The organism is Pedococcus sp. P3_C7 (genome assembly GCF_056402615.1).
On record NZ_JBFUHC010000015.1, the window covers coordinates 1 to 17,958 of the forward strand.

13 protein-coding genes are annotated in these 17,958 nt (G+C 68.7%); 5 read left to right on the top strand and 8 right to left on the bottom strand.

Annotated features, from left to right (window positions below; translation table 11 throughout):
- Window positions 1–60: 60 nt before the first annotated feature.
- Both AC1DS4_RS18790 and AC1DS4_RS18795 read right to left on the bottom strand, forming a co-directional pair.
- On the bottom strand, window positions 61–1,320 hold the full coding sequence (locus AC1DS4_RS18790; RefSeq protein WP_477613271.1) for an ABC transporter substrate-binding protein: 1,260 nt from the start codon (window positions 1,318–1,320) through the stop codon (window positions 61–63).
- Window positions 1,321–1,429: 109 nt separating this feature from the next.
- The gene (locus tag AC1DS4_RS18795) at window positions 1,430–2,344 is read right to left on the bottom strand and encodes an ATP-grasp domain-containing protein (protein ID WP_477633370.1); all 915 of its coding nucleotides are present in this window, start codon (window positions 2,342–2,344) and stop codon (window positions 1,430–1,432) included.
- Window positions 2,345–2,482: 138 nt separating this feature from the next.
- On the opposite strand from AC1DS4_RS18795, the gene AC1DS4_RS18800 reads away from it, so the two are divergent.
- A complete protein-coding gene (locus AC1DS4_RS18800) occupies window positions 2,483–3,322 on the top strand; it encodes a DUF4097 family beta strand repeat-containing protein (RefSeq protein WP_477633369.1) in 840 nt (279 codons plus the stop codon).
- Complete coding sequence (locus AC1DS4_RS18805) at window positions 3,319–3,924, top strand: PadR family transcriptional regulator (RefSeq protein ID WP_477613274.1); 606 nt, start codon at window positions 3,319–3,321, stop codon at window positions 3,922–3,924. The genes AC1DS4_RS18800 and AC1DS4_RS18805 overlap by 4 nt, the downstream gene beginning before the upstream one ends.
- A gap of 29 nt (window positions 3,925–3,953) precedes the next feature.
- Here the strand turns inward: AC1DS4_RS18805 and AC1DS4_RS18810 are convergent, their stop codons facing one another.
- The gene (locus AC1DS4_RS18810; protein ID WP_477633368.1) at window positions 3,954–4,430 is read right to left on the bottom strand and encodes an RDD family protein; all 477 of its coding nucleotides are present in this window, start codon (window positions 4,428–4,430) and stop codon (window positions 3,954–3,956) included.
- Between the two features lie 132 nt (window positions 4,431–4,562).
- Between AC1DS4_RS18810 and glnA the strand changes: the two genes are divergently transcribed.
- The gene (glnA, locus tag AC1DS4_RS18815; protein ID WP_477613276.1) at window positions 4,563–5,987 is read left to right on the top strand and encodes a type I glutamate--ammonia ligase; all 1,425 of its coding nucleotides are present in this window, start codon (window positions 4,563–4,565) and stop codon (window positions 5,985–5,987) included.
- A 75-nt stretch (window positions 5,988–6,062) separates the two neighbouring features.
- On the opposite strand, the gene AC1DS4_RS18820 is transcribed toward glnA, so the two are convergent.
- Genes AC1DS4_RS18820 through AC1DS4_RS18830 form a run of 3 tightly spaced genes read right to left on the bottom strand, consistent with a single transcriptional unit; the run spans window position 6,063 to window position 10,151 of the window.
- Window positions 6,063–6,737, bottom strand: coding sequence for a response regulator (locus tag AC1DS4_RS18820; protein WP_477613277.1), 675 nt, complete (start codon window positions 6,735–6,737; stop codon window positions 6,063–6,065).
- Complete coding sequence (locus AC1DS4_RS18825) at window positions 6,734–8,179, bottom strand: sensor histidine kinase (protein WP_477633367.1); 1,446 nt, start codon at window positions 8,177–8,179, stop codon at window positions 6,734–6,736. Before AC1DS4_RS18825 ends, AC1DS4_RS18820 begins: the two co-directional genes overlap by 4 nt.
- A gap of 4 nt (window positions 8,180–8,183) precedes the next feature.
- A complete protein-coding gene (locus AC1DS4_RS18830; RefSeq protein ID WP_477633366.1) occupies window positions 8,184–10,151 on the bottom strand; it encodes an APC family permease in 1,968 nt (655 codons plus the stop codon).
- Between the two features lie 176 nt (window positions 10,152–10,327).
- Between AC1DS4_RS18830 and AC1DS4_RS18835 the strand changes: the two genes are divergently transcribed.
- Together AC1DS4_RS18835 and AC1DS4_RS18840 are read left to right on the top strand one after the other, a co-directional pair.
- Window positions 10,328–11,584 (top strand): YibE/F family protein, encoded by a 1,257-nt coding sequence (locus tag AC1DS4_RS18835; RefSeq protein ID WP_477623607.1) that lies wholly within the window; start codon window positions 10,328–10,330, stop codon window positions 11,582–11,584.
- 35 nt (window positions 11,585–11,619) lie between these two features.
- Window positions 11,620–12,534, top strand: coding sequence for a L,D-transpeptidase family protein (locus AC1DS4_RS18840; protein WP_477633365.1), 915 nt, complete (start codon window positions 11,620–11,622; stop codon window positions 12,532–12,534).
- Between the two features lie 48 nt (window positions 12,535–12,582).
- On the opposite strand, the gene AC1DS4_RS18845 is transcribed toward AC1DS4_RS18840, so the two are convergent.
- Both AC1DS4_RS18845 and AC1DS4_RS18850 read right to left on the bottom strand, forming a co-directional pair.
- Window positions 12,583–15,567, bottom strand: coding sequence for a glycosyl hydrolase (locus AC1DS4_RS18845; RefSeq protein WP_477623605.1), 2,985 nt, complete (start codon window positions 15,565–15,567; stop codon window positions 12,583–12,585).
- Between the two features lie 62 nt (window positions 15,568–15,629).
- On the bottom strand, window positions 15,630–17,882 hold the full coding sequence (locus AC1DS4_RS18850; protein ID WP_477633364.1) for an alpha-L-rhamnosidase: 2,253 nt from the start codon (window positions 17,880–17,882) through the stop codon (window positions 15,630–15,632).
- Window positions 17,883–17,958 lie beyond the last annotated feature (76 nt).

Genomic DNA, 17,958 nt, shown 5'->3' on the forward strand with positions numbered 1-17,958 from the left:
GGTGCCGGCTCGCGAGAGCGCCGACACCCGACCGCAGCTGGGTGTGCCGCAGGGTCGCGGCTACTTGGCTGCCTTCTGCGCGGCCGCGACGGCCTCCGTCCAGCCGGCTGCCGCGGTGCGCTGACCGCCCTCGACGGCGCGCAGGGTGTTCTCCACGGCGTCACGGACAGGCTGGTTCTTGGCGCCGAGGTAGACCGGCTTCAGGTTGGCGGCGCCGGCCACGAACAGCTCTCCCACTGGCGCGTTGTTGAAGTAGTCGTTCTTGGCGTCCTTGAGGGCTGCCTCGGTGTAGAGCTTGGGATTGGAGGGCAGGTTTCCGGCCGCCTTGAACGCCGCCAGCTGGCTCTCGCCGGTCGTGAGGAACTTGGCAAGCTCGACTGCCTCCTTCTGGTGCTTGCTCTGCGTCGGGACGCCGAGCCAGGAACCACCCCAGTTGCCGCCACCGCCGGGGATCGTGGTGATGTCCCATTTCCCGGTGTTCTCGGCGCCCGCTTGGTCCTTGATGTAGCCGGTCATCCACGCGGGGCAGGCGAGGGTCGCGAACGAACCGTTCTTGAACCCGGCGTTCCACTCCGGCGAGAACGCCTTGAGCTTGGCCGACAGGCCAGTGTCGACCATCTTGAGGGACTCGTCCCAGGCCGACTTCACGGCCGGGTTGCTGTCGACGACGAGCTTGTCGCTGCGGTCGAAGTAGGTGTGGTCACCCGACTGCATGAGGATCGAGTTGTAGGTGTTGGTCGCGCTGTCGACGAAGTGGGACTTCGGGTCCTTGATCCCGGCCTGGTACTTCTGGCCGGTGGCGATGTACTCGTCCCAGGTGGGCCAGAGCTTGCCGACCTCGACGCGGTCGGTGGGCAGCCCGGCCTTCTCGAACAGGTCCTTGCGGTAGCACATGGCCAGACCACCGACGTCGGTGCCAAGGCCGATGGTCGTCGCACCGTCCGCGGTCGTGGCGTTCGAGTACTTCCACGGCAACCAGTTGTCCTTCAGCTCGTTGCTGCCGTACTTCTGCAGGTTCACGAACTTGTCGGCGCTCTGGAGGAAGTTGACGACCTGGCCCTCCTCGATCGCCACGACGTCCCCGGCACCCGAGCCGGCCGCGATGCGCTGGATGAGCTGGGTGTTGTACTTGCCGAGGTCGCCCTCGGCGGTCTCGACGACCGTGATGTTCGCGTGGTCCTTCATGTACTGCTTGTAGAGGTCCGTGTAGCCGAACTTGCCGAACGTGCTCACCCGCAGCGTGATCTTCTCGCCGCTGGATGAGGAAGAGCCGCCGTCGTCGCCACCGCAGGCGGCGGTGAGGGCGGCCGTAGCGATCATTGCGGCTGCGGTAACCAGCCAGCGAGAGCGTGAGTGCACCGTTGCACCTTTCGTCGGGCCCCCTTATGGGAGCGCTCCCGGCCAGCGTGGGACCGCAGGCGCCGCCCGGTCAAGACCTGCGTGGGAGCGTTCTCATTTCGTAATCATTCCGTGACCTTAGAGCACCAGCCGACGCCGCCGCTGCCGCAACGGCCGCCGCGAAGCGCGTCACGGAGCCGGGCGCGAGGCGCAGGAACAGGTCGGGTTCGATCAGCTCGAGCTCCATCAGCGTCGGCCGACCGTCCACGTCGATGAGGTCGACGCGCGCGTAGACCAGCTCGACCGGCGCCAGGGCCATCGCCCGGGCCGCGACCTCGAGCTCCGCCGGGGTCGGCTCGTGCACCTCCTCGGAGCCACCGTGCAGCGCCTGCACGCGGTAGTCGCCCGCCTTGGGCACCTTGCGCACGGCATGGGAGAACTCGCCGCCGAAGAAGAACAGCGACGTCTCCCCCAGCTCGACGCTCGGGGCGAACGGCTGGACGATCGTGTCGCCGGCGGCGACCAGCGCCCCCAGGTGTGCGCCCGCCTCGGCCGAGCCGGCCGGCGCCTTGAGGGCGCCCCTTGCGCCGCCGTCGACGGCCGGCTTGATCACGACGTCGGCCCAGCCGGTGGCGAGCATCCGGTCGACCGGGTGGGCGGCCCCCTTCGCGAGGGCGAGGCTGGGCAGCACGGGTATGCCGGCCTCGCCCAGCTCCGCGAGGTAGCCCTTGTGCGAGTTCCAGCGAATGATGTTGGGGCTGTTGATGATTCGCGAGACCGAGTCAACCCGGTCGGCCCACTCGAGGAACTCGTCGAGGCGGTCGAAGTAGTCCCACGTCGAACGGATCACCACGAGGTCGAAGGACGCCCAGTCAGCCTCGTCGTGCCACACGACCACCTCGGCGGCAACACCCAGGGCGTGCAACGCCTCAGCGATCTGCGGTGGCTCCGGGTCGACGTAGGACGGGTCGGACCAGGTGCACAGGGCGATGCGGTGGCTCGTCACGGAAGGGATTGTCTCAGGCGTGATGAGGGCCCGAAGGATCACCCTGCGCTGGGACTTGCCCTCGCGGCATACGCGATATAACGTGAGTCTCGACAACGCGATATAGCGCGAGATGACCCCTCAACGAAAGGACATCCCATGAGCGAGGAATGGTCGATCGACACCGCCAGGGTGCTCGACATCGGTGGCGACGGCGAGCGGGTCCGCCGGCTCAGCGTCGCGATCGTCGGCGGCAGGGTCGACGTCGTGACCCACGCCGACTCCCCCACGGCGCGGGTCGAGATCGCCAAGGTCGAGGGCATGCCGGTGAAGGTCACCTGGGACGGCACGAAGCTCAAGATCACCCACGGCGTGGACTCCACCCGGATCCTGGAGCGGGTGCGTCAGGCCTTCGACGGCCTCGAGCGCAACCGGGTCGCGATCAGCATCTCGATCCCCGAGGACGCCGAGACCTCCGTGAGCACGGTCAGCGCCAGCGGGCTGCTCGCCGGCATGCGGGCGGGCGTCAGGGCCAACACCGTCTCCGGCTCGATCACGATCGACGACATCGTCGGCCCCGTCGACGTCAACACCGTGAGTGGCGAGGTCGAGTGCGGCAACGTGCGCGGCCCGCTCAAGGTGCACTCCGTGTCCGGTGCAGTGACCGCCCAGCACAGCGACGTGCCCGAGGTCAGCATCAGCACGGTCAGCGGCGACGTGGCCCTCGACCTGGTCAACGGCGCTGCCACGATCAAGTCCAACTCGGTCTCCGGGGACGTGACCGTCCGTGCGCCGCACGGTGGCTACGACGTCACGGCCAACACCGCATCAGGCCAGGTCGTCATCGACGGCCACACCATCCACAAGCACTCACGCCAACCCGGCAACCGGCTCACCGACGGCGATGGCAGCCTGCGCCTCAAGGCCAACGCCGTCTCCGGCAATGTCGTGGTCCTCAAGGCGAGCCCGGCGGCGCCCTCGGACGAGGCGTCCGCATGAGCCCCGTCTTCGCGCACGGCCAGCTCCGCCTCTACCTGCTGGCCCTGCTCAACGAGGGTCCCCGGCACGGGTACGAGGTGATCCAGGACCTCGAGCACCGTTTCAACGGGCTGTACTCCCCCAGTGCCGGCACCGTCTACCCGCGGCTGGCCAAGCTCGAGGAGGAGGGCCTTGTGCAGCGGTCCGACGAGGGGCGCAAGGCGATCTACCGGATCACCGAGGCCGGCCGTGAGGAGGTCCGGGCACGCCGGGACGACCTGTCCAGCCTCGAGTCCGATCTCGACCTGTCGGTGCGCGAGCTCGCCGAACAGGTGCGCTCGCGCGTCCGTGGCCAGACCAAGGACCTGCGCGCCGAGCTCAGGGCCGCGGCCCAGGAGGCCCGCCGCACGGCGACACCGGTCGGTGGCCCGGAGCCGTGGCAAGGCTGGAAGGGCAGCGACCCCAAGGCGATCCGCGATCTCGAGGAGGCCGTTGCCGAGCTGCGGTCCGAGGCGCGAGGCGCGTGGAAGCGGCACGGGCTCACGAGCGACCAGAGCCGCGAGATCATCGACATCCTCGCCGAGGCGACGGGGCGGATCCGCGACGTCATCACCCGGCGCTGACCGACCGGCCGGCTGAGCCTGCCGGTCGGTCAGCTGCGCACGAGGAGGGTGCCAGCCGCCTTGTCGTGCAGGCCGCGACCGTCCTTGTCCCAGAACATCGCGGGCAGGAACATGCACAGCAGCACAGTGCGCACCAGCACCTGGGTGGGCCTGGGCGTGCGACCGTCGAGGGACATCACGCGCAGGCCGACGATGCGGTGGCCGAGGGTGTAGCCGGTCGTGCTGAGCAGGAGGAGGTTCTCCAGGGCGAAGATCGCCAGCAGGATGAGGGTGTCGGTCCCCGAGGCCACTCCCCTGAACGGCAGCGGCACGTGGAACAGCGCCGCCGCGATCAGCTGGCAGGCGGTCCAGTCGATGACGACGCCCACCAGGCGGCGCCCGAACCGGCCCATCGAACCGGCGCCTTCGCGCGGCATACCCAGACGCTCACCGGGGTATGCCGCGGGCGCGCCTGAGAGCGAACCCGGCCCCTGGAGCCACGAACCGATGTCCTTGCGGTCGACCACGCGGAAAGCCTATGTCCGCGTAACACCGGCGAAACATTCGGGTCATGGGCGAGAAATCCCCACCCGTTAGGGTCGACGCCGACACCAGTTGAGCCATGGGCGGATTCGCCCGCCCCACCACAGGAGGTTGGTTTGTTCAGCAATGCTGACGAGGTCCTGAAGTTCATCAAGGACGAGGACGTCATTTTCGTCGACGTGCGGTTCTGTGACCTGCCCGGCGTGATGCAGCACTTCAACGTGCCCGCCAAGAGCCTCGACGCGGAGTTCTTCAAGGAAGGGCAGATGTTCGACGGATCCTCGATCCGCGGCTTCCAGGCCATCCACGAGTCCGACATGAAGCTCATCCCGGACCCCACGAGCGCGTACCTCGACCCGTTCCGCAAGGAAAAGACGCTCATCCTCAACTTCTCCATCGTCGACCCGTTCACCGGCGAGGAGTACTCCCGCGACCCGCGCAACATCGCGGCCAAGGCCGAGGCCTACCTCAAGTCGACGGGGATCGCCGACACCGCGTACTTCGGCGCCGAGGCCGAGTTCTACGTCTTCGACGACGTGCGCTTCGAGACCAAGCAGAACGCCAGCTACTACTACATCAACTCCGTCGAGGCCGCCTGGAACACCGGGCGCGAGGAGGAGGGCGGCAACAAGGGCTACAAGACCCGCTACAAGGGTGGCTACTTCCCCGTCCCGCCGACCGACCACTTCGCCGACATGCGCGACGAGATGACCCTGGCCCTCGAAGCCGCCGGCCTGTCGGTCGAGCGCGCCCACCACGAGGTCGGCACCGCCGGTCAGCAGGAGATCAACTACCGCTTCAACACGCTGAAGCAGGCCGCGGACGACGTGCTGAAGTTCAAGTACATCGTCAAGAACGTCGCGTGGGACGGCGGCAAGACGGTCACCTTCATGCCGAAGCCGATCTTCGGCGACAACGGCTCGGGCATGCACTCGCACCAGTCGCTCTGGAAGGACGGCGAGCCGCTCTTCTACGACGAGCGCGGCTACGGCGGCCTGTCCGACCTGGCCCGCTGGTACATCGGCGGACTGCTCAAGCACGCTCCGGCGCTGCTGGCGTTCACCAACCCGACGGTGAACTCCTACCACCGCCTGGTGCCCGGCTACGAGGCGCCCGTGAACCTGGTCTACTCGGCCCGTAACCGCTCGGCGTGCATCCGCATCCCGATCACCGGCGACAACCCGAAGGCCAAGCGCGTCGAGTTCCGCGTGCCGGACCCGTCGGCCAACCCCTACCTCGCGTTCTCCGCGATGTTGATGGCCGGCCTGGACGGCATCAAGAACCGCATCGAGCCCCCGGAGCCGGTGGACAAGGACCTCTATGAGCTGCCGCCCGAGGAGCACGACGCCATCGCGCAGGTGCCCGGTTCGCTCCCCGAGGTGCTCGCAGCCCTCGAGGCCGACCACGAGTTCCTGCTCGAGGGTGACGTCTTCACCAAGGACCTCATCGAGACCTGGATCGAGTGGAAGCGCAAGAACGAGGTCGACCCGATCCGCTTCCGCCCGCACCCGCACGAGTTCGAGATGTACTTCGATATCTGAGCGAGCGGGAAACGGCGGCTGATCTGCACCAGCAGGAGATCGTTGAGCCAGTCGTCTCACTGGCGCAGGGACCAGTTACGGCTCGAAGCGGTAGCCCAGTCCGGGTTCGGTGATCAGGTGGCGCGGCGCGGAAGGGTTCTCCTCGAGCTTGCGCCGCAGCGTCGCCATGTAGACGCGCAGGTAGTTGGTCTCGTCGCCGTAGGAGGGCCCCCACACCTCCTGCAACAGCTGACGGCCGGGGATGAGCTTGCCCGGGTCGCGCACCAGGGCTTCGAGCAGGTGCCACTCGGTCGGCGTGAGGCGCACATCCTGTCCTGATCGCGTCACGCGTTTGGCCCGTCGGTCGATGACCAGGGCGCCAGCCAGAAGGGTGGGCGCGTCCTCGGCCGGAGCCGCTCGTCGCAGACTCGCGCGCAACCGGGCCAGGAGCTCGTCCATGCCGAACGGCTTGGTGACGTAGTCGTCCGCGCCCGCGTCCAGTGCGTCGACCTTGTCCCCTTGGCCGTCCCGCGCGGAGAGCACGATGATCGGCACGTCGGTCCAGCCACGCAGGCCGCTGACCACGTCGACCCCGTCGATGTCAGGCAGCCCGAGATCGAGGATGACGATGTCGGGCACCTCGGCTGCGGCGGCGTTCAGGGCCGAGGTTCCGTCGGCCACGGCGCGCACGTCGTAGTGGCGGGCGCGCAGGTTGATCGCCAACGCCCGGCGAAGCTGGGGGTCGTCCTCGACGATGAGCACGGTGGTCACGGCGTGGCCGACGCCGGCAGCAGGAGGGTCATGGTCAGGCCGCCGCCGGGAGTCGCAGATGGCCTGACGGTTCCGCTCATCGCCTCGGTGAAGCCGCGGACAATCGCCAGACCGAGCCCGACCCCGCCAGGAGTGTTGTCACCGAGGCGCTGGAAGGGAACGAACATCTCGTCCCAGCTCGTTGGGTCGGCGCCGGGTCCCTGGTCGCTCACGCGGATCTCGACGACTGCGGGGTCGGGGGCCAGCAGGGCGGCGACGGTCACCTGGCCCCCTTCGGGGGTGTACCGGAGGGCGTTGTCGACAAGGTTCGCCAGGACGCGCTCGAGCAGGCCACCGTCGGCCATGACGGGTGGCAGTCCCTTCGCGATGTCGAGGACGACGCAGTGGGTGTCGTGGCCGATCAGTGCTCGGGAGGCAACCTCCTCGACGTCCACGGGATGAGCGTGCACGGACAACGCGCCAGCCTGGAGGCGGCTCATCGCCAGCAGGTTGTCCACGAGGGCGGCGAGCCTGTCTGCGCCGTCCTCGATGGTGGCCAGCAGCTCGTCCTGCTCGCCCGGCTCCCAGGCCACGTCGGGCTGCCGCAGCCCCGACGCAGCGGTCTTGATGCCCGCCAGCGGCGTGCGCAGGTCATGCCCCACGGCTGTCAGCAGCGCGGACCGGACCCGGTCGGTCTGCGCGAGCTGTTCGGCTCGGCTGGCCTCCTCGGCCAGGCGCGCGGTCTCCCACGCGCGGCCGGCAGTCCCGGCCAGGGCCTGCAGCAGGACACGGTCCTCGGCGAACACGGGGCGGCCGTACCCGAGCAGGCTCAACGAGTCGGACGCCGGGATCGACAGCACCGGCCACCCGTGGGGGGTGGGACCAACCGATGCCACCGGCCGCCGGACGTCGGTGTGCGGGGCGAGGACCACGGTGCTCATGCTGTACAGCTGGCGCACCTGGTCGAGCACCCGCTCCACGCTGACGCCCTGCATCTCGGCGGAGCTCAGGTTCGCGACCATGTGGGTCTGGAGCCGGTTTCGCTCCGCCTTCGCGCGGTTCCGTGCACCGACCTCGACGGTGACGCTGACGATCGCGGCGGCCAGGACGAACACCACGAGGTCGGCCAGGGCTGCGGGTTCGCCGACCGTGAACGTGTGGAACGGCGGGGTCAGGAACCAGTTCGCGAGCAGGAAGCCGCCGACCGCCGCGAGCAGACCCGGCAGCATCCCGCCGACGACGGCGATCACCACGACCGCCAACAGGTAGATCAGCAGCACGCTCTCACCGGTCCCGGAGCCGCGCAGCCCCACCATGACCCATGTGAGCAGTGGCAGCCCGACGAGGCACAGGCCGAGGCCGATGAGCAGCCGCCGTCGTGGCAGGCCGATGACCCTCGACGGTGGCACGGTTGCAGGAAGGAGGGGGACGATGAGCTCTACGTCCCGCGCGGCCCGCTGCATGTCCTCAGCGTGACACACGTGCGTCGCGGGATAGGGACAGGTCCTCCCCTTCGACCGGGGGGTCGGCGGAGAGCTGCCAGGGCACTGACGTGACCATGACCCCGGGCTCGAACAGGAGGCGAGCCTTCAACCGCAGTGCACTCTGGTTGTGCAGCAGCTGTTCCCACCACCGACCAACCACGTACTCCGGGATGAACACCGACACGACGTCGCGGGGATGGTCGCGCAGGAGCTCGCGGACGTGCTCGACCACGGGGCGGGTCATGTCGCGGAACGGTGAGTCCAGGACGGTCAGCTCGACCGGGATGTCGCGCTCGATCCACTGCGCAGTCAGTCGTTCTGTGTCGGCAGCGCTGGTGCGCACCGTGACGGCCCGGAGGCTCGCCGGCCTGGTCGCGCGGGCGAACGCCAGCGCGCGCAGCGTGGGTGCGTGCAGCCTCGACACGAGCACCAGGGTGTGGATGTGGGCGGGGAGGACCACCCCGCCAGCGGCCGGGCGAAGCGCTCGGGCCACCGTCCGGTAGTGCCTGCGGATGAGCGTCATGAGCGCGATGAGCAAGGGCATGGCGACCACGACCAGCCAGGCACCGTGGGTGAACTTGGTGACCAGGACGATGACCAGCACCAACCCGGTCACCGCAGCGCCCACAGCATTGATCGCCAGCTTGCGCCTGGTACGTGCCCGGTCCCGTGGCGCTGCTGGTCCGACCAACAGCTGCTGCCAGTGCCGAACCATCCCGGCCTGGCTGAGGGTGAAGGAGACGAACACCCCGATGATGTAGAGCTGGATCAGGCGAGTGGTGTTCGCGTCGAAGGCCCACAACAGACCGACCGCCAAAAGCGCCAGGATGACGATTCCGTTGGAGAACACGAGCCGGTCCCCGCGACGAGCGAACTGTCGCGGCAGGTAGCCGTCCTCCCCCAACAGCGAGGCGAGGATCGGGAAACCGTTGAACGCGGTATTCGCAGCCAGGACGAGGATGGCAGCCGTGAAGGCCTGGACCGCGTAGAAGCCGATGCTGCCCCCACCGAAGACGGCACCAGCGATCTGGGCGATCACTGTTTTCTGGATGTACCCATCAGGAGCACCGGTGAGCATGCTGGGGTCATGAGCGACGTGGACCTTCGCGATCAGGGCCATCGCGGTCAGGCCGACGAACATCACGATGGTCAGGACCCCCATGATCGCCAGGGTGTCGGCGGCGTTGCGGCTCTTGGGTCGTTTGAAGTTGGGCACCCCGTTGCTCACGGCCTCGACGCCGGTCAACGCGGTACAGCCCGAGGCAAAGGCTCGGAGCGCGAGGGCAAGCACGAGCAACCCTGAGACGTGGCCTTCGGCGTGTATGCCGAGTGGTGCGGACTCAGCGACCGGTGGCGCTCCGCTCGCGGTCCGGTACATCCCGAGGGCGAGCATGACGAGGACGCAGGCGACAAACCCATAGGTGGGGACGGCGAACGCGGCTCCGGACTCCTTGATCCCGCGCAGGTTGACCAGTGCCAGCAGGGCCACCAGCACGACCGACAGTGTGAGGGCGTGGGGCGCGAGGGCCGGGATCGCGGAGACGATGTTGGCCACTCCTGCCGCCACCGACACCGCGACGGTGAGCACGTAGTCGACGAGCAGGGCGCTGGCCGCCACGAGGGCCGCGCCTCGCCCCAGGTTGGCCCGGCTGACGGCATACGCTCCGCCGCCGTTGGGATAGGCGTGACACGTCTGCCGGTAGGACAGGACGACCACGACGAGCAGCAGCACGACTCCGGCGGCCACGAGCGGGGTGAGGTGCAGCAGGGTCAGCCCACCCATGCTCAGAACCAGGAGGATCTCCTCGGTGGCGTACGCGTTGGACGACAGCGGGTCGCTGCAGAACACGGGCAGAGCCAGCTTCTTCGGCAGCAGGGTCTCCCCCATCTGGGAGCTCAGCAGTGGTCGGCCCACCAGGAGGCGCTTGGGCATGCGCAGCAGTTCGGTCACGACCCGACTGAAACACCGGTGCGACCGCGCGGCCCCGGCTCTTGACGCATCCTTAGCGCGCGCGACCGCAATCTTGACGGCCTCTTGGCCCAGCCCCAGTGCCCTCAGGGAGGGCGTGCGGCGAGGGCCAGCCTCAGCGCATAAGGTGCGCAGTGCGATCCACGAGAGAGGTACCCATGGCAGGCTCCCACCGGCATACCAACACGAGCGCTCACCCGCCGACACCGGTGTGGATGCGGGTCGCGCTGGGCGCCGCCGTCCTGGTCATCGCCGTCGTGACGGCAGCCGGCATGTGGGTCCTGCGTCCCACTGGCGAGGGCCGTCCGGCCTTGCGCGACAGCGCCGTCGCCGGCGTCGAGTACCTCCACGGCACCGTCACCTCGATCGCCCCCCTGGACTGTGACCAGTTCGGGGCACCCGACACCGCGATCACCAAGGATCCAGCGACCGCGAAGTGTGGACGGGCCAAGGTCGAGATCCGCACCGGCCCGGAGAAGGGATCCGAGGTCACCGTCGACCTGCCCCCCGATGCGAGACGTGCGGGGACTGGCATCGGCCTCGTGGTGCTCAAGGTCCCCGGCGAAGGAGAGGGGTCTCCCTACACCTTCTATGACATCGAGCGCGGCGCTCCCCTGACGTGGCTGGCGGTCGCTTTCGGCCTCACCGTCATCGCCGTCGCCCGGTGGCGCGGCCTGCGGTCGTTGGTCGGCCTCGCCGTCGCCGGCGCGGTGGTCGTCAAGTACCTCATGCCTGCGCTGCTCGATGGGCGCAGCCCTGTGGCGGTCGGCCTCTTCTCCTCCGCAGCGATCATGATCGTGGTGCTGTACCTGGCTCACGGCGTCTCGGCCCGCACGACGACCGCACTCCTGGGGACCTTCGCCGGCCTGGGGATCACCGCTGGCGTCGGCACGCTGGCAGTGGCGCAGGCGCACCTGAACGGCGTGAGCAGTGAGGACAACGCCGCCCTGCAACAGGTGGCCCAGCAGATCGACCTGCGCAACCTGCTGACCTGCGGCATCATCCTCGCCGGTCTGGGCATCCTCAACGACGTGACGATCACGCAGAGCTCCGCCGTCTGGGAGCTGTACGACGCTGCCCCGACCATGCCGCCGCTGCGGCTGTACCAACAGGCCATGCGCATCGGGCGCGACCACATCGCCTCCACCGTGTACACGGTCGTGTTCGCCTACGCCGGCGCCGCTCTGCCGGTCCTGCTGCTCATCAGCCTGGTCAACCAGCCCGTCGCGCGGATCCTGACCAGCTCCGACATCAGCGAGGAGATCGTGCGCACGATGGCCGGCGGCATCGGCCTGGTCCTTGCTGTCCCGGTCACCACCGCACTCGCCACCCTCGTCGTGCGCTCCCTCCAAGCCGGCGCGACTGCGGCCACCACCCCGCACGCGGACGTGGTTCCGGGGCGATCCGCAGGCTGACGAAGTTCACGAGGAGGCGGCCGTAGACTCGCGGCATGTCGGGTGGCAGCCGCTCCAGCGCAGGCCGACAGGCCCGCGCTGCCAGCCATGCCGGCTCACACCGCACACCACGCAGGTACCCACCCCGTATCGAGCGGTTGGCCGCGACCGTGACGATGCTGGCGCTGGGGACGGCTCTCGGCCTTGCTGGCCTCGCGACCATGGGGATCGGCCCGTTCAGCGGGCCGGCAGGCCAGCATGAGCAACCGGCAGCCGCCAACGGGCCCCAGGACACCCCCTCGCCCGGAACGTCGGCGAGTGGAGCAGGCTCCGCGGTCCCTGACCCGGCCGCCTCCCCCACCCCCTCCACCACCACAGCCGCCCCGCGGACCCTCCCTGTCGGCGCACGGACGCGCAGCACCATTGCAGGACACACCAGACAGGTGGTGGTGGTTCGTGGAGCGACCGCGACGTCGAGTGCGGCCACTGTCGAGTTCTACGAGCGCACGGCAGCGGACTGGATGCTCGTGGCCGCTTGGCGGGGACACGTCGGCAAACGGGGCTGGGCCACCAGCCACGTCGAAGGCGACCTCAAGACTCCGGTCGGCACCTTCACCCTCAGCGCGGCAGGCGGGCGCAAGGCCAATCCCGGATCCCAGCTGCCCTACCACCGGTCGGCAGCGTTCGAGCCTCCTCCCAAGCAGCCGGGCTTCGGGGACTCGACGGCGGACGCGTTCGACTACGTCATCGCCGTCGACTACAACCGCGTTCCCGGCCGGTCGCCCCTCGACCAGTCACGACCTCTTGGCGACCGACGCGGCGGTGGCATCTGGCTACATGTGGACCACGACGGTCCCACGCACGGTTGCGTCTCCCTCCCCGCTGAGGGTGTGCGCTACCTCCTGCTGCACCTCGCTCCCGAGTCACATCCCGTCGTGGTCATGGGGCATGCGGCCCAGCTCAAGCTCTGAGGTTCAGGGGCGCCTCGTTGGTGCCTCGCGCGCCATATCGGGTCGGGGTCACTGCCCCGTCGCCTCCCGGATGAGACGGACGGGACCGAGGAGGCCGTGATCGTGCACGTCGGTTGTCTGCATCTGTGGTTCCCCACCTGAGATCTGCCAGATGATGTCGGGCACCTTCTCGTAGTAACCCCGGGCGAGCAGCCGGTTGTTCAGTGAACTCGACACCCGGACGGTCAGCGTGTTGGCACCCGCGCGCAGGTCGTCGGTGACGTCGACGACGGGACAGGACGTGTCGAAGCCTTTTGCCTCGGCATCGTTGATCCGCACGGAGCCGAGGGCGCCGGCGGTGGAGCCGAGGTGGAGGAGGTGGCGGCGCCCCTCCAGCGGCTCATGGTCGAGCTGCAGCGTGGTGGTGTACTCACCCACGCCGGACACCTCGGGTCCGACCTCGGGCAGGTCCTTCCAGGGCCGCAGTGCTCCTGTCCCGGCTTCGAGGCGCGAGACTGCCGTCAGAGGCCGGACCTCGCGGGTCTGGTAGCCGAGCCCGCGGTCCTCGGTGATGACCTTGAGCTCCCCCGCGTCCCAGCTCTCGACAGCGATCGTCCACTCGGCCGGCTCGACAACCGTCTCGAACGAGGTCGCATCGACGTCGACGTCGGTGGTGTCGGGGGCGGTGGTGTCAGGGGCGGTGGTGTCCCCGCGGTCCAGAGTGAGCAGCACGGTCTCACCCGGTGCGAGCGCCACCCGCAGGATGGTTCGATCGCCCTCCCCCACGCTCGGGTACGGCCGGATCGCCCCCGTCCACCCGTCGATCCGGTGCGCACGTCCCTGACCCGGAAGTGCTACCTCGACCTCGACGGGCGCTCCCGTCTCGTAGAGGAAGTGGTACAGGTACAAGTGCAGCAGCTCACCGTCCTCGCGCAGGTGGGACAGCACGCTGCGGTTCTCGTTGGTGAACTCGGCGCGTCCCGCGACGCCAAGGTCTCGCAGTGCCTCGACGGTCTCTGCGGGATCGTCGATCGCCACGACGGTGGGTTGGGCGAGGAGCTCGGCCATGGTGCGGGCCAGCTCATCGTCGCGTCCGTCGAGTCCGGGTGTCTGTGCGGCGGCACGCTCATGGGTCCTGTGAAGGTCCTTGATGAGCAGCTTCAGCTCGCGCGCGCCGTTCACGACGAGCACCTTCAGCCCCTGGCGAGCCCACTCGAGGAGCTTGGCGGCGACGTCCGGGTCGAACTCGCTCTGGTACACGATCAGCGCTTGGTAGCCGGGACCATTCGGCTGGACGAGCCCGTCGGCAAGGGTGACGTCATCGCGCAGCAGGAGGGAGCCGTCGAAGAACTCGTAGGTCCAGCCGGCGTCCTGCATGCCGAGGTCCTGCCACCAGTGGTTCTGTCGGTTGCGCATCCAGAGGCGGCCATAGGCCTCCTCGTCGTGGGTGCGGGTGCCGTCCGCGCCGAGGAACCCGATGCCGGACATGTTGTCGGTGAAGTGGTCGGTGCGCAGGATGCCGACATCGACGCGGGGGTTTCCCTGCCGCAGGACGCACTGGTAGCGGCCCAGCGCGTCATTCCACAGCGGGTAGAACTCCGACCCCGGCTGCCTGGTGTCGAACCGCTCGGAGAACATGGACCACATGCCCTCGTGTCCGGGCCACTCGGTCACACCTTCGGCGCCGGCGGTGCTGGCCCAGCCGTGCAGGACGGTCTTGGTGATGCCGGCGGCCAGCTGGGTGGCGATGATCTGGTCGTAGAACCGGTGGTCGAGGATGTGGTTGCGGGTGGTGGCGCCGGTCTCCGACGAGTACTGCTTGCCGAACAGGTGAGCCGGACCGGCCATCAGCCGGTAGGCATCGATCTGGGAAGCGAACTCCAGTGACTCCGTCTCGATGCCGTCGACCTCCGGGCCCGGTCGGGTGAGCTCGAACGGCAGGCCATAGCTGATCTCCGCGCGGAGCGTCATGCCGTTGTCGTGGAGGAACGCCGCGAACGGGCGGAGCATGTTCTCGATGTAGAGGTCGGTGAGGGTGCGGACGTAGTCGAAGCGGACCTTCTCGACCGTGACTTGGTGCTCCTCGGTGGCCTCGTTGTGGTAGGTCGTCGCCGCCGCCATCATGAACACCGTCCGGGTGAGGAAAGGCAGCCAGGGCTGGATGTCGTAGCCGCGGCGTGTCCGAAACTCGTCGGCCACCGTGCGGCCCCAGAACACGCCACCGGCTCCGGTCGTGAACAGCTCGAGGGAGTCCATGTACATCTGGGCGCGCGGGTTGCGGGCGATCTGCTCTCGGAGCTCGGGAGTGAGCACCACGGCGTCCCAGTAGCGGATCACCTCCTGCGCGCCATCAGGGTCGAGGTAGTTGACGGTGTAGTTGACCAAGGCCGCAGGAGACGCTGTCTGCCCGGTCCCGTGCGTCCAGTAGGTGAAGATCCGCCAGGAGCCGAGGTCCGGGGCAGTCCACGCCAGCGCCTCGTCCTGGACGAGACCCGTCAGGTCCACCACGGAGTCGACGTCCAGGACAGCGCCAATCTCCGTCTCCTCCACCACGCGGGCGGCCAGGACCGAGACGAAATGCTGCTTGCGGATCTCACCGCGGTGCCCGGGGAGCACCTGCTGTACCACTTCAGCATCGAGGTCGATGCGGGGCAGGGCGCCCCGTCGCGAAGCCCCGCCCTGGAGCTCCTCGATGACGACGTCCAGCTCCTTGGCCGCTGCGGGGTGGTCGGCGTCGATGGTCGGGAGGTTCGCGTTCGACCAGTTCGTCCCCGACGTGAAGCTGACCGACATACCCCGCTTGGTGGTCTCCTCGACGACGATCTGCGAGTCGTGCACCCACTCCTCGGCCCCCCACCCGTAGCGGGTGTGGTCGATGTCGCCCTCGTCCATGGCGAGGAACTCCATCCCGCCGAAACCCAGTCGATGGGCGGTGTCGATCTCGTGTCGCAGGGTCTCGTCGGTGTGCAGTCCCTCGGCGAGCCACCAGCGCAGCTCGGGCCGGTACTCGATCGCAGGGTCCTTGATGAGCCGGCTGAGGTCGTCCAGGGTCATGCTGCAGTCCTTTGCTCGCGGTGGAAGTCCCGGGATCGGTGGGCTCGGTGCAGGGGCCGGCTCTAGCCGGTGAACTCGTGGTCCCCAGCACTCACGGTCTGCTCCGTGCCGTCGGGCAGGCGCACCGTCGCCTCGACGCCCTCGGGGACCGTCACCCGGACGGACAGCCGTCGGTCGTCATCCAAGGCCCAGTCAGTGGCGATGGTGCCGTGCCTCGTGTCGAGAGCACCCCTGGCCCAGGTCAGCCCTCCGCCTGGCTGTGGGGCGATGAGGACGCGGTCGTACCCGGGCGAGAGGGGCGCGATGCCGGCGATGGTCCGGTGCATCCAGTCGGCCACGGCACCCAGGGCGTAGTGGTTGAAGCTCGTCATCTCGCCGGGGTTGATGGTGCCGTCCGGGAGCATGGAGTCCCACCGTTCCCAGACCGTCGTGGCACCCATGGTGACCGGGTACAGCCAGGACGGGCACTCTCGCTCGAGGAGCAGGTTGTAGGCGTCGTCGAGGTGCCCCGTGTTGGTCAGTGCGTCCGTTACGAAGGGCGTCCCGGCAAACCCGGTCGAGATGCGGAAACCATTCTGCCGCACCAGTTCTGCGAGTCTGTCGCCCGCACCCTGGCGGTCGGCCCCGTCGAGCAGACCGAACTCGATGGCCAGGGCATAGACCGTGGCACAGTCGCTCACGATGCGGCCGCCCTCGGTGACGTAGTGCTTCAGGAAGGCGCTGCGCACTCGGTCCGCAAGGTCCGAGAAGTATCCGGCGTCGTCGCTCTCACCCACGAGCTCGGCTGTCGCGGACACCTGGCGCAGGGTGCGGTAGTAGCAAGCGGTCGCGACGACGCCGTTGTCGGCCTTGGCCTTGAACGGCTCGTCCGGGGGTGCCTGCGGGTCCAGCCAGTCGCCGAACTGGAACCCGGTGTCCCACAGGCCGGTGTCAGACAGCATGCCCTCCACCCGGCGGGCGTGCGCCGTCATGGCCGGGTACTGGCGGCCGAGCGCCTCCCGGTCTCCGTACGCCTGGTAGAGCGCCCAAGGCACCCAGACGGCCGCGTCGCTCCAGACAGCGGTGCTGTTCGGAGTGGGGAACTCGGCCGGGATCTCCATGTACTTCAGGACATCTGGCACCACGAACGGCACCATGCCATCGGCGTGGCTCTGCTCGAGGTCGACGTCGACCAGCCAGCTGGAGAGGAAACCAGACACGTCATAGAGGTATGCCGCCGTGGGGGCGAAGGCGGCGATGTCACCGGTCCAGCCCAGGCGCTCGTCGCGTTGCGGGCAGTCGGTGGGGACGTCGAGGAAGTTGCCCTTCAGGCCCCAGACCACGTTGCGGTGCAGCTGGTTGAGCATCTCGTCGGAGCTCTCGAACGTCCCCGTTCGCGCGAGGTCGGAGTGGACCACGACGGCCTCGAGCGAGCCCTCAGTGAGCTCACCCGGCCAACCGGTCACCTCGGCATACCGGAAGCCGTGGAAGGTCTTGGTGGGCTCGAAGGTGTCCACTCCCCCGCTGAGGACGAACCGGTCCGTGGCCAACGCGCTGCGCAGCGGCCGGGTGCCCAGCTCGTCGTGCTCGAGGACCTCGGCATGACGGATGGTGACCTCGGTGCCGGCCTCGCCCTGCATGGAGAAGCGGAGCCAGCCGACCAGGTTCTGCCCGAAGTCGACCAACGTCGCGCCCGCCGGTGAGGTCCACACCTTCACCGGTGCCACGACTTCCTGACGACGGACGGGAGGCCCGAGGTAGGGCTCGAGTCGCGCGGTGTCATGGCTGACCGCGTGCACTCCGGACCAACCGTCGAGGGCCGCCTCGGGCAGCGTCCAGTCGGACGACTCCAGCCGGGCGTCGATGGTCTGGCCGTCGTAGAGGTCGTTGGCGAGCGTGGCGGAGGGACCTGCCTGCCAGGTGGCGTCCGTGCCCACGACCTGGTGGTGTCCGTCCTCGAAGTCGAGGTGCAGCTCCGCCAGGGCCGCCAGCTCCGAGCCGTACAACGCCCGGCGACCGTCCCACCCGAGACGGCCGCGGAACCAGCCGTTGCCGAGCGCGAGCCCCAACACCGAGGTGTCCGAGACCAGCGACGTGACCTCGTAGCTGCGGTAGCGCAGCCGCCACTCGTAGCTGGTCCATCCCGGCGTGAGCACCTCGTCGGACACTGGCGCGCCGTTGAGGGTCGGTTCAACGATCCCGTGCGCCGTGACGAAGAGTGTCGCGCGGACCACGGCGCCATGGCCCTGGTCGAGCGCAAACTCCTTGCGCAGCACGGGGGCGCCGGCGAAGTCCTCGTCGGGGGCGATCAGGGCTGCGGACCAGTCGTGGGTCATGTCTGCCTTTCAGGAGAACGGTGAGAGCGTCACGGGATCGGGGAAGGAAGGGTCGGGTTGGCGGGCCCTGCGCCCA

Excerpts from the sequence above, each read along its gene's own strand:
- AC1DS4_RS18845 (WP_477623605.1), bottom strand. The coding sequence starts at position 15,567 with ATGACCCTGGACGACCTCAGCCGGCTCATCAAGGACCCTGCGATCGAG.
- AC1DS4_RS18800 (WP_477633369.1), top strand. The coding sequence starts at position 2,483 with ATGAGCGAGGAATGGTCGATCGACACCGCCAGGGTGCTCGACATCGGT.
- AC1DS4_RS18850 (WP_477633364.1), bottom strand. The coding sequence starts at position 17,882 with ATGACCCACGACTGGTCCGCAGCCCTGATCGCCCCCGACGAGGACTTC.
- AC1DS4_RS18825 (WP_477633367.1), bottom strand. The coding sequence starts at position 8,179 with ATGCAGCGGGCCGCGCGGGACGTAGAGCTCATCGTCCCCCTCCTTCCT.
- AC1DS4_RS18840 (WP_477633365.1), top strand. The coding sequence starts at position 11,620 with ATGTCGGGTGGCAGCCGCTCCAGCGCAGGCCGACAGGCCCGCGCTGCC.
- AC1DS4_RS18835 (WP_477623607.1), top strand. The coding sequence starts at position 10,328 with ATGGCAGGCTCCCACCGGCATACCAACACGAGCGCTCACCCGCCGACA.
- AC1DS4_RS18790 (WP_477613271.1), bottom strand. The coding sequence starts at position 1,320 with ATGATCGCTACGGCCGCCCTCACCGCCGCCTGCGGTGGCGACGACGGC.
- AC1DS4_RS18805 (WP_477613274.1), top strand. The coding sequence starts at position 3,319 with ATGAGCCCCGTCTTCGCGCACGGCCAGCTCCGCCTCTACCTGCTGGCC.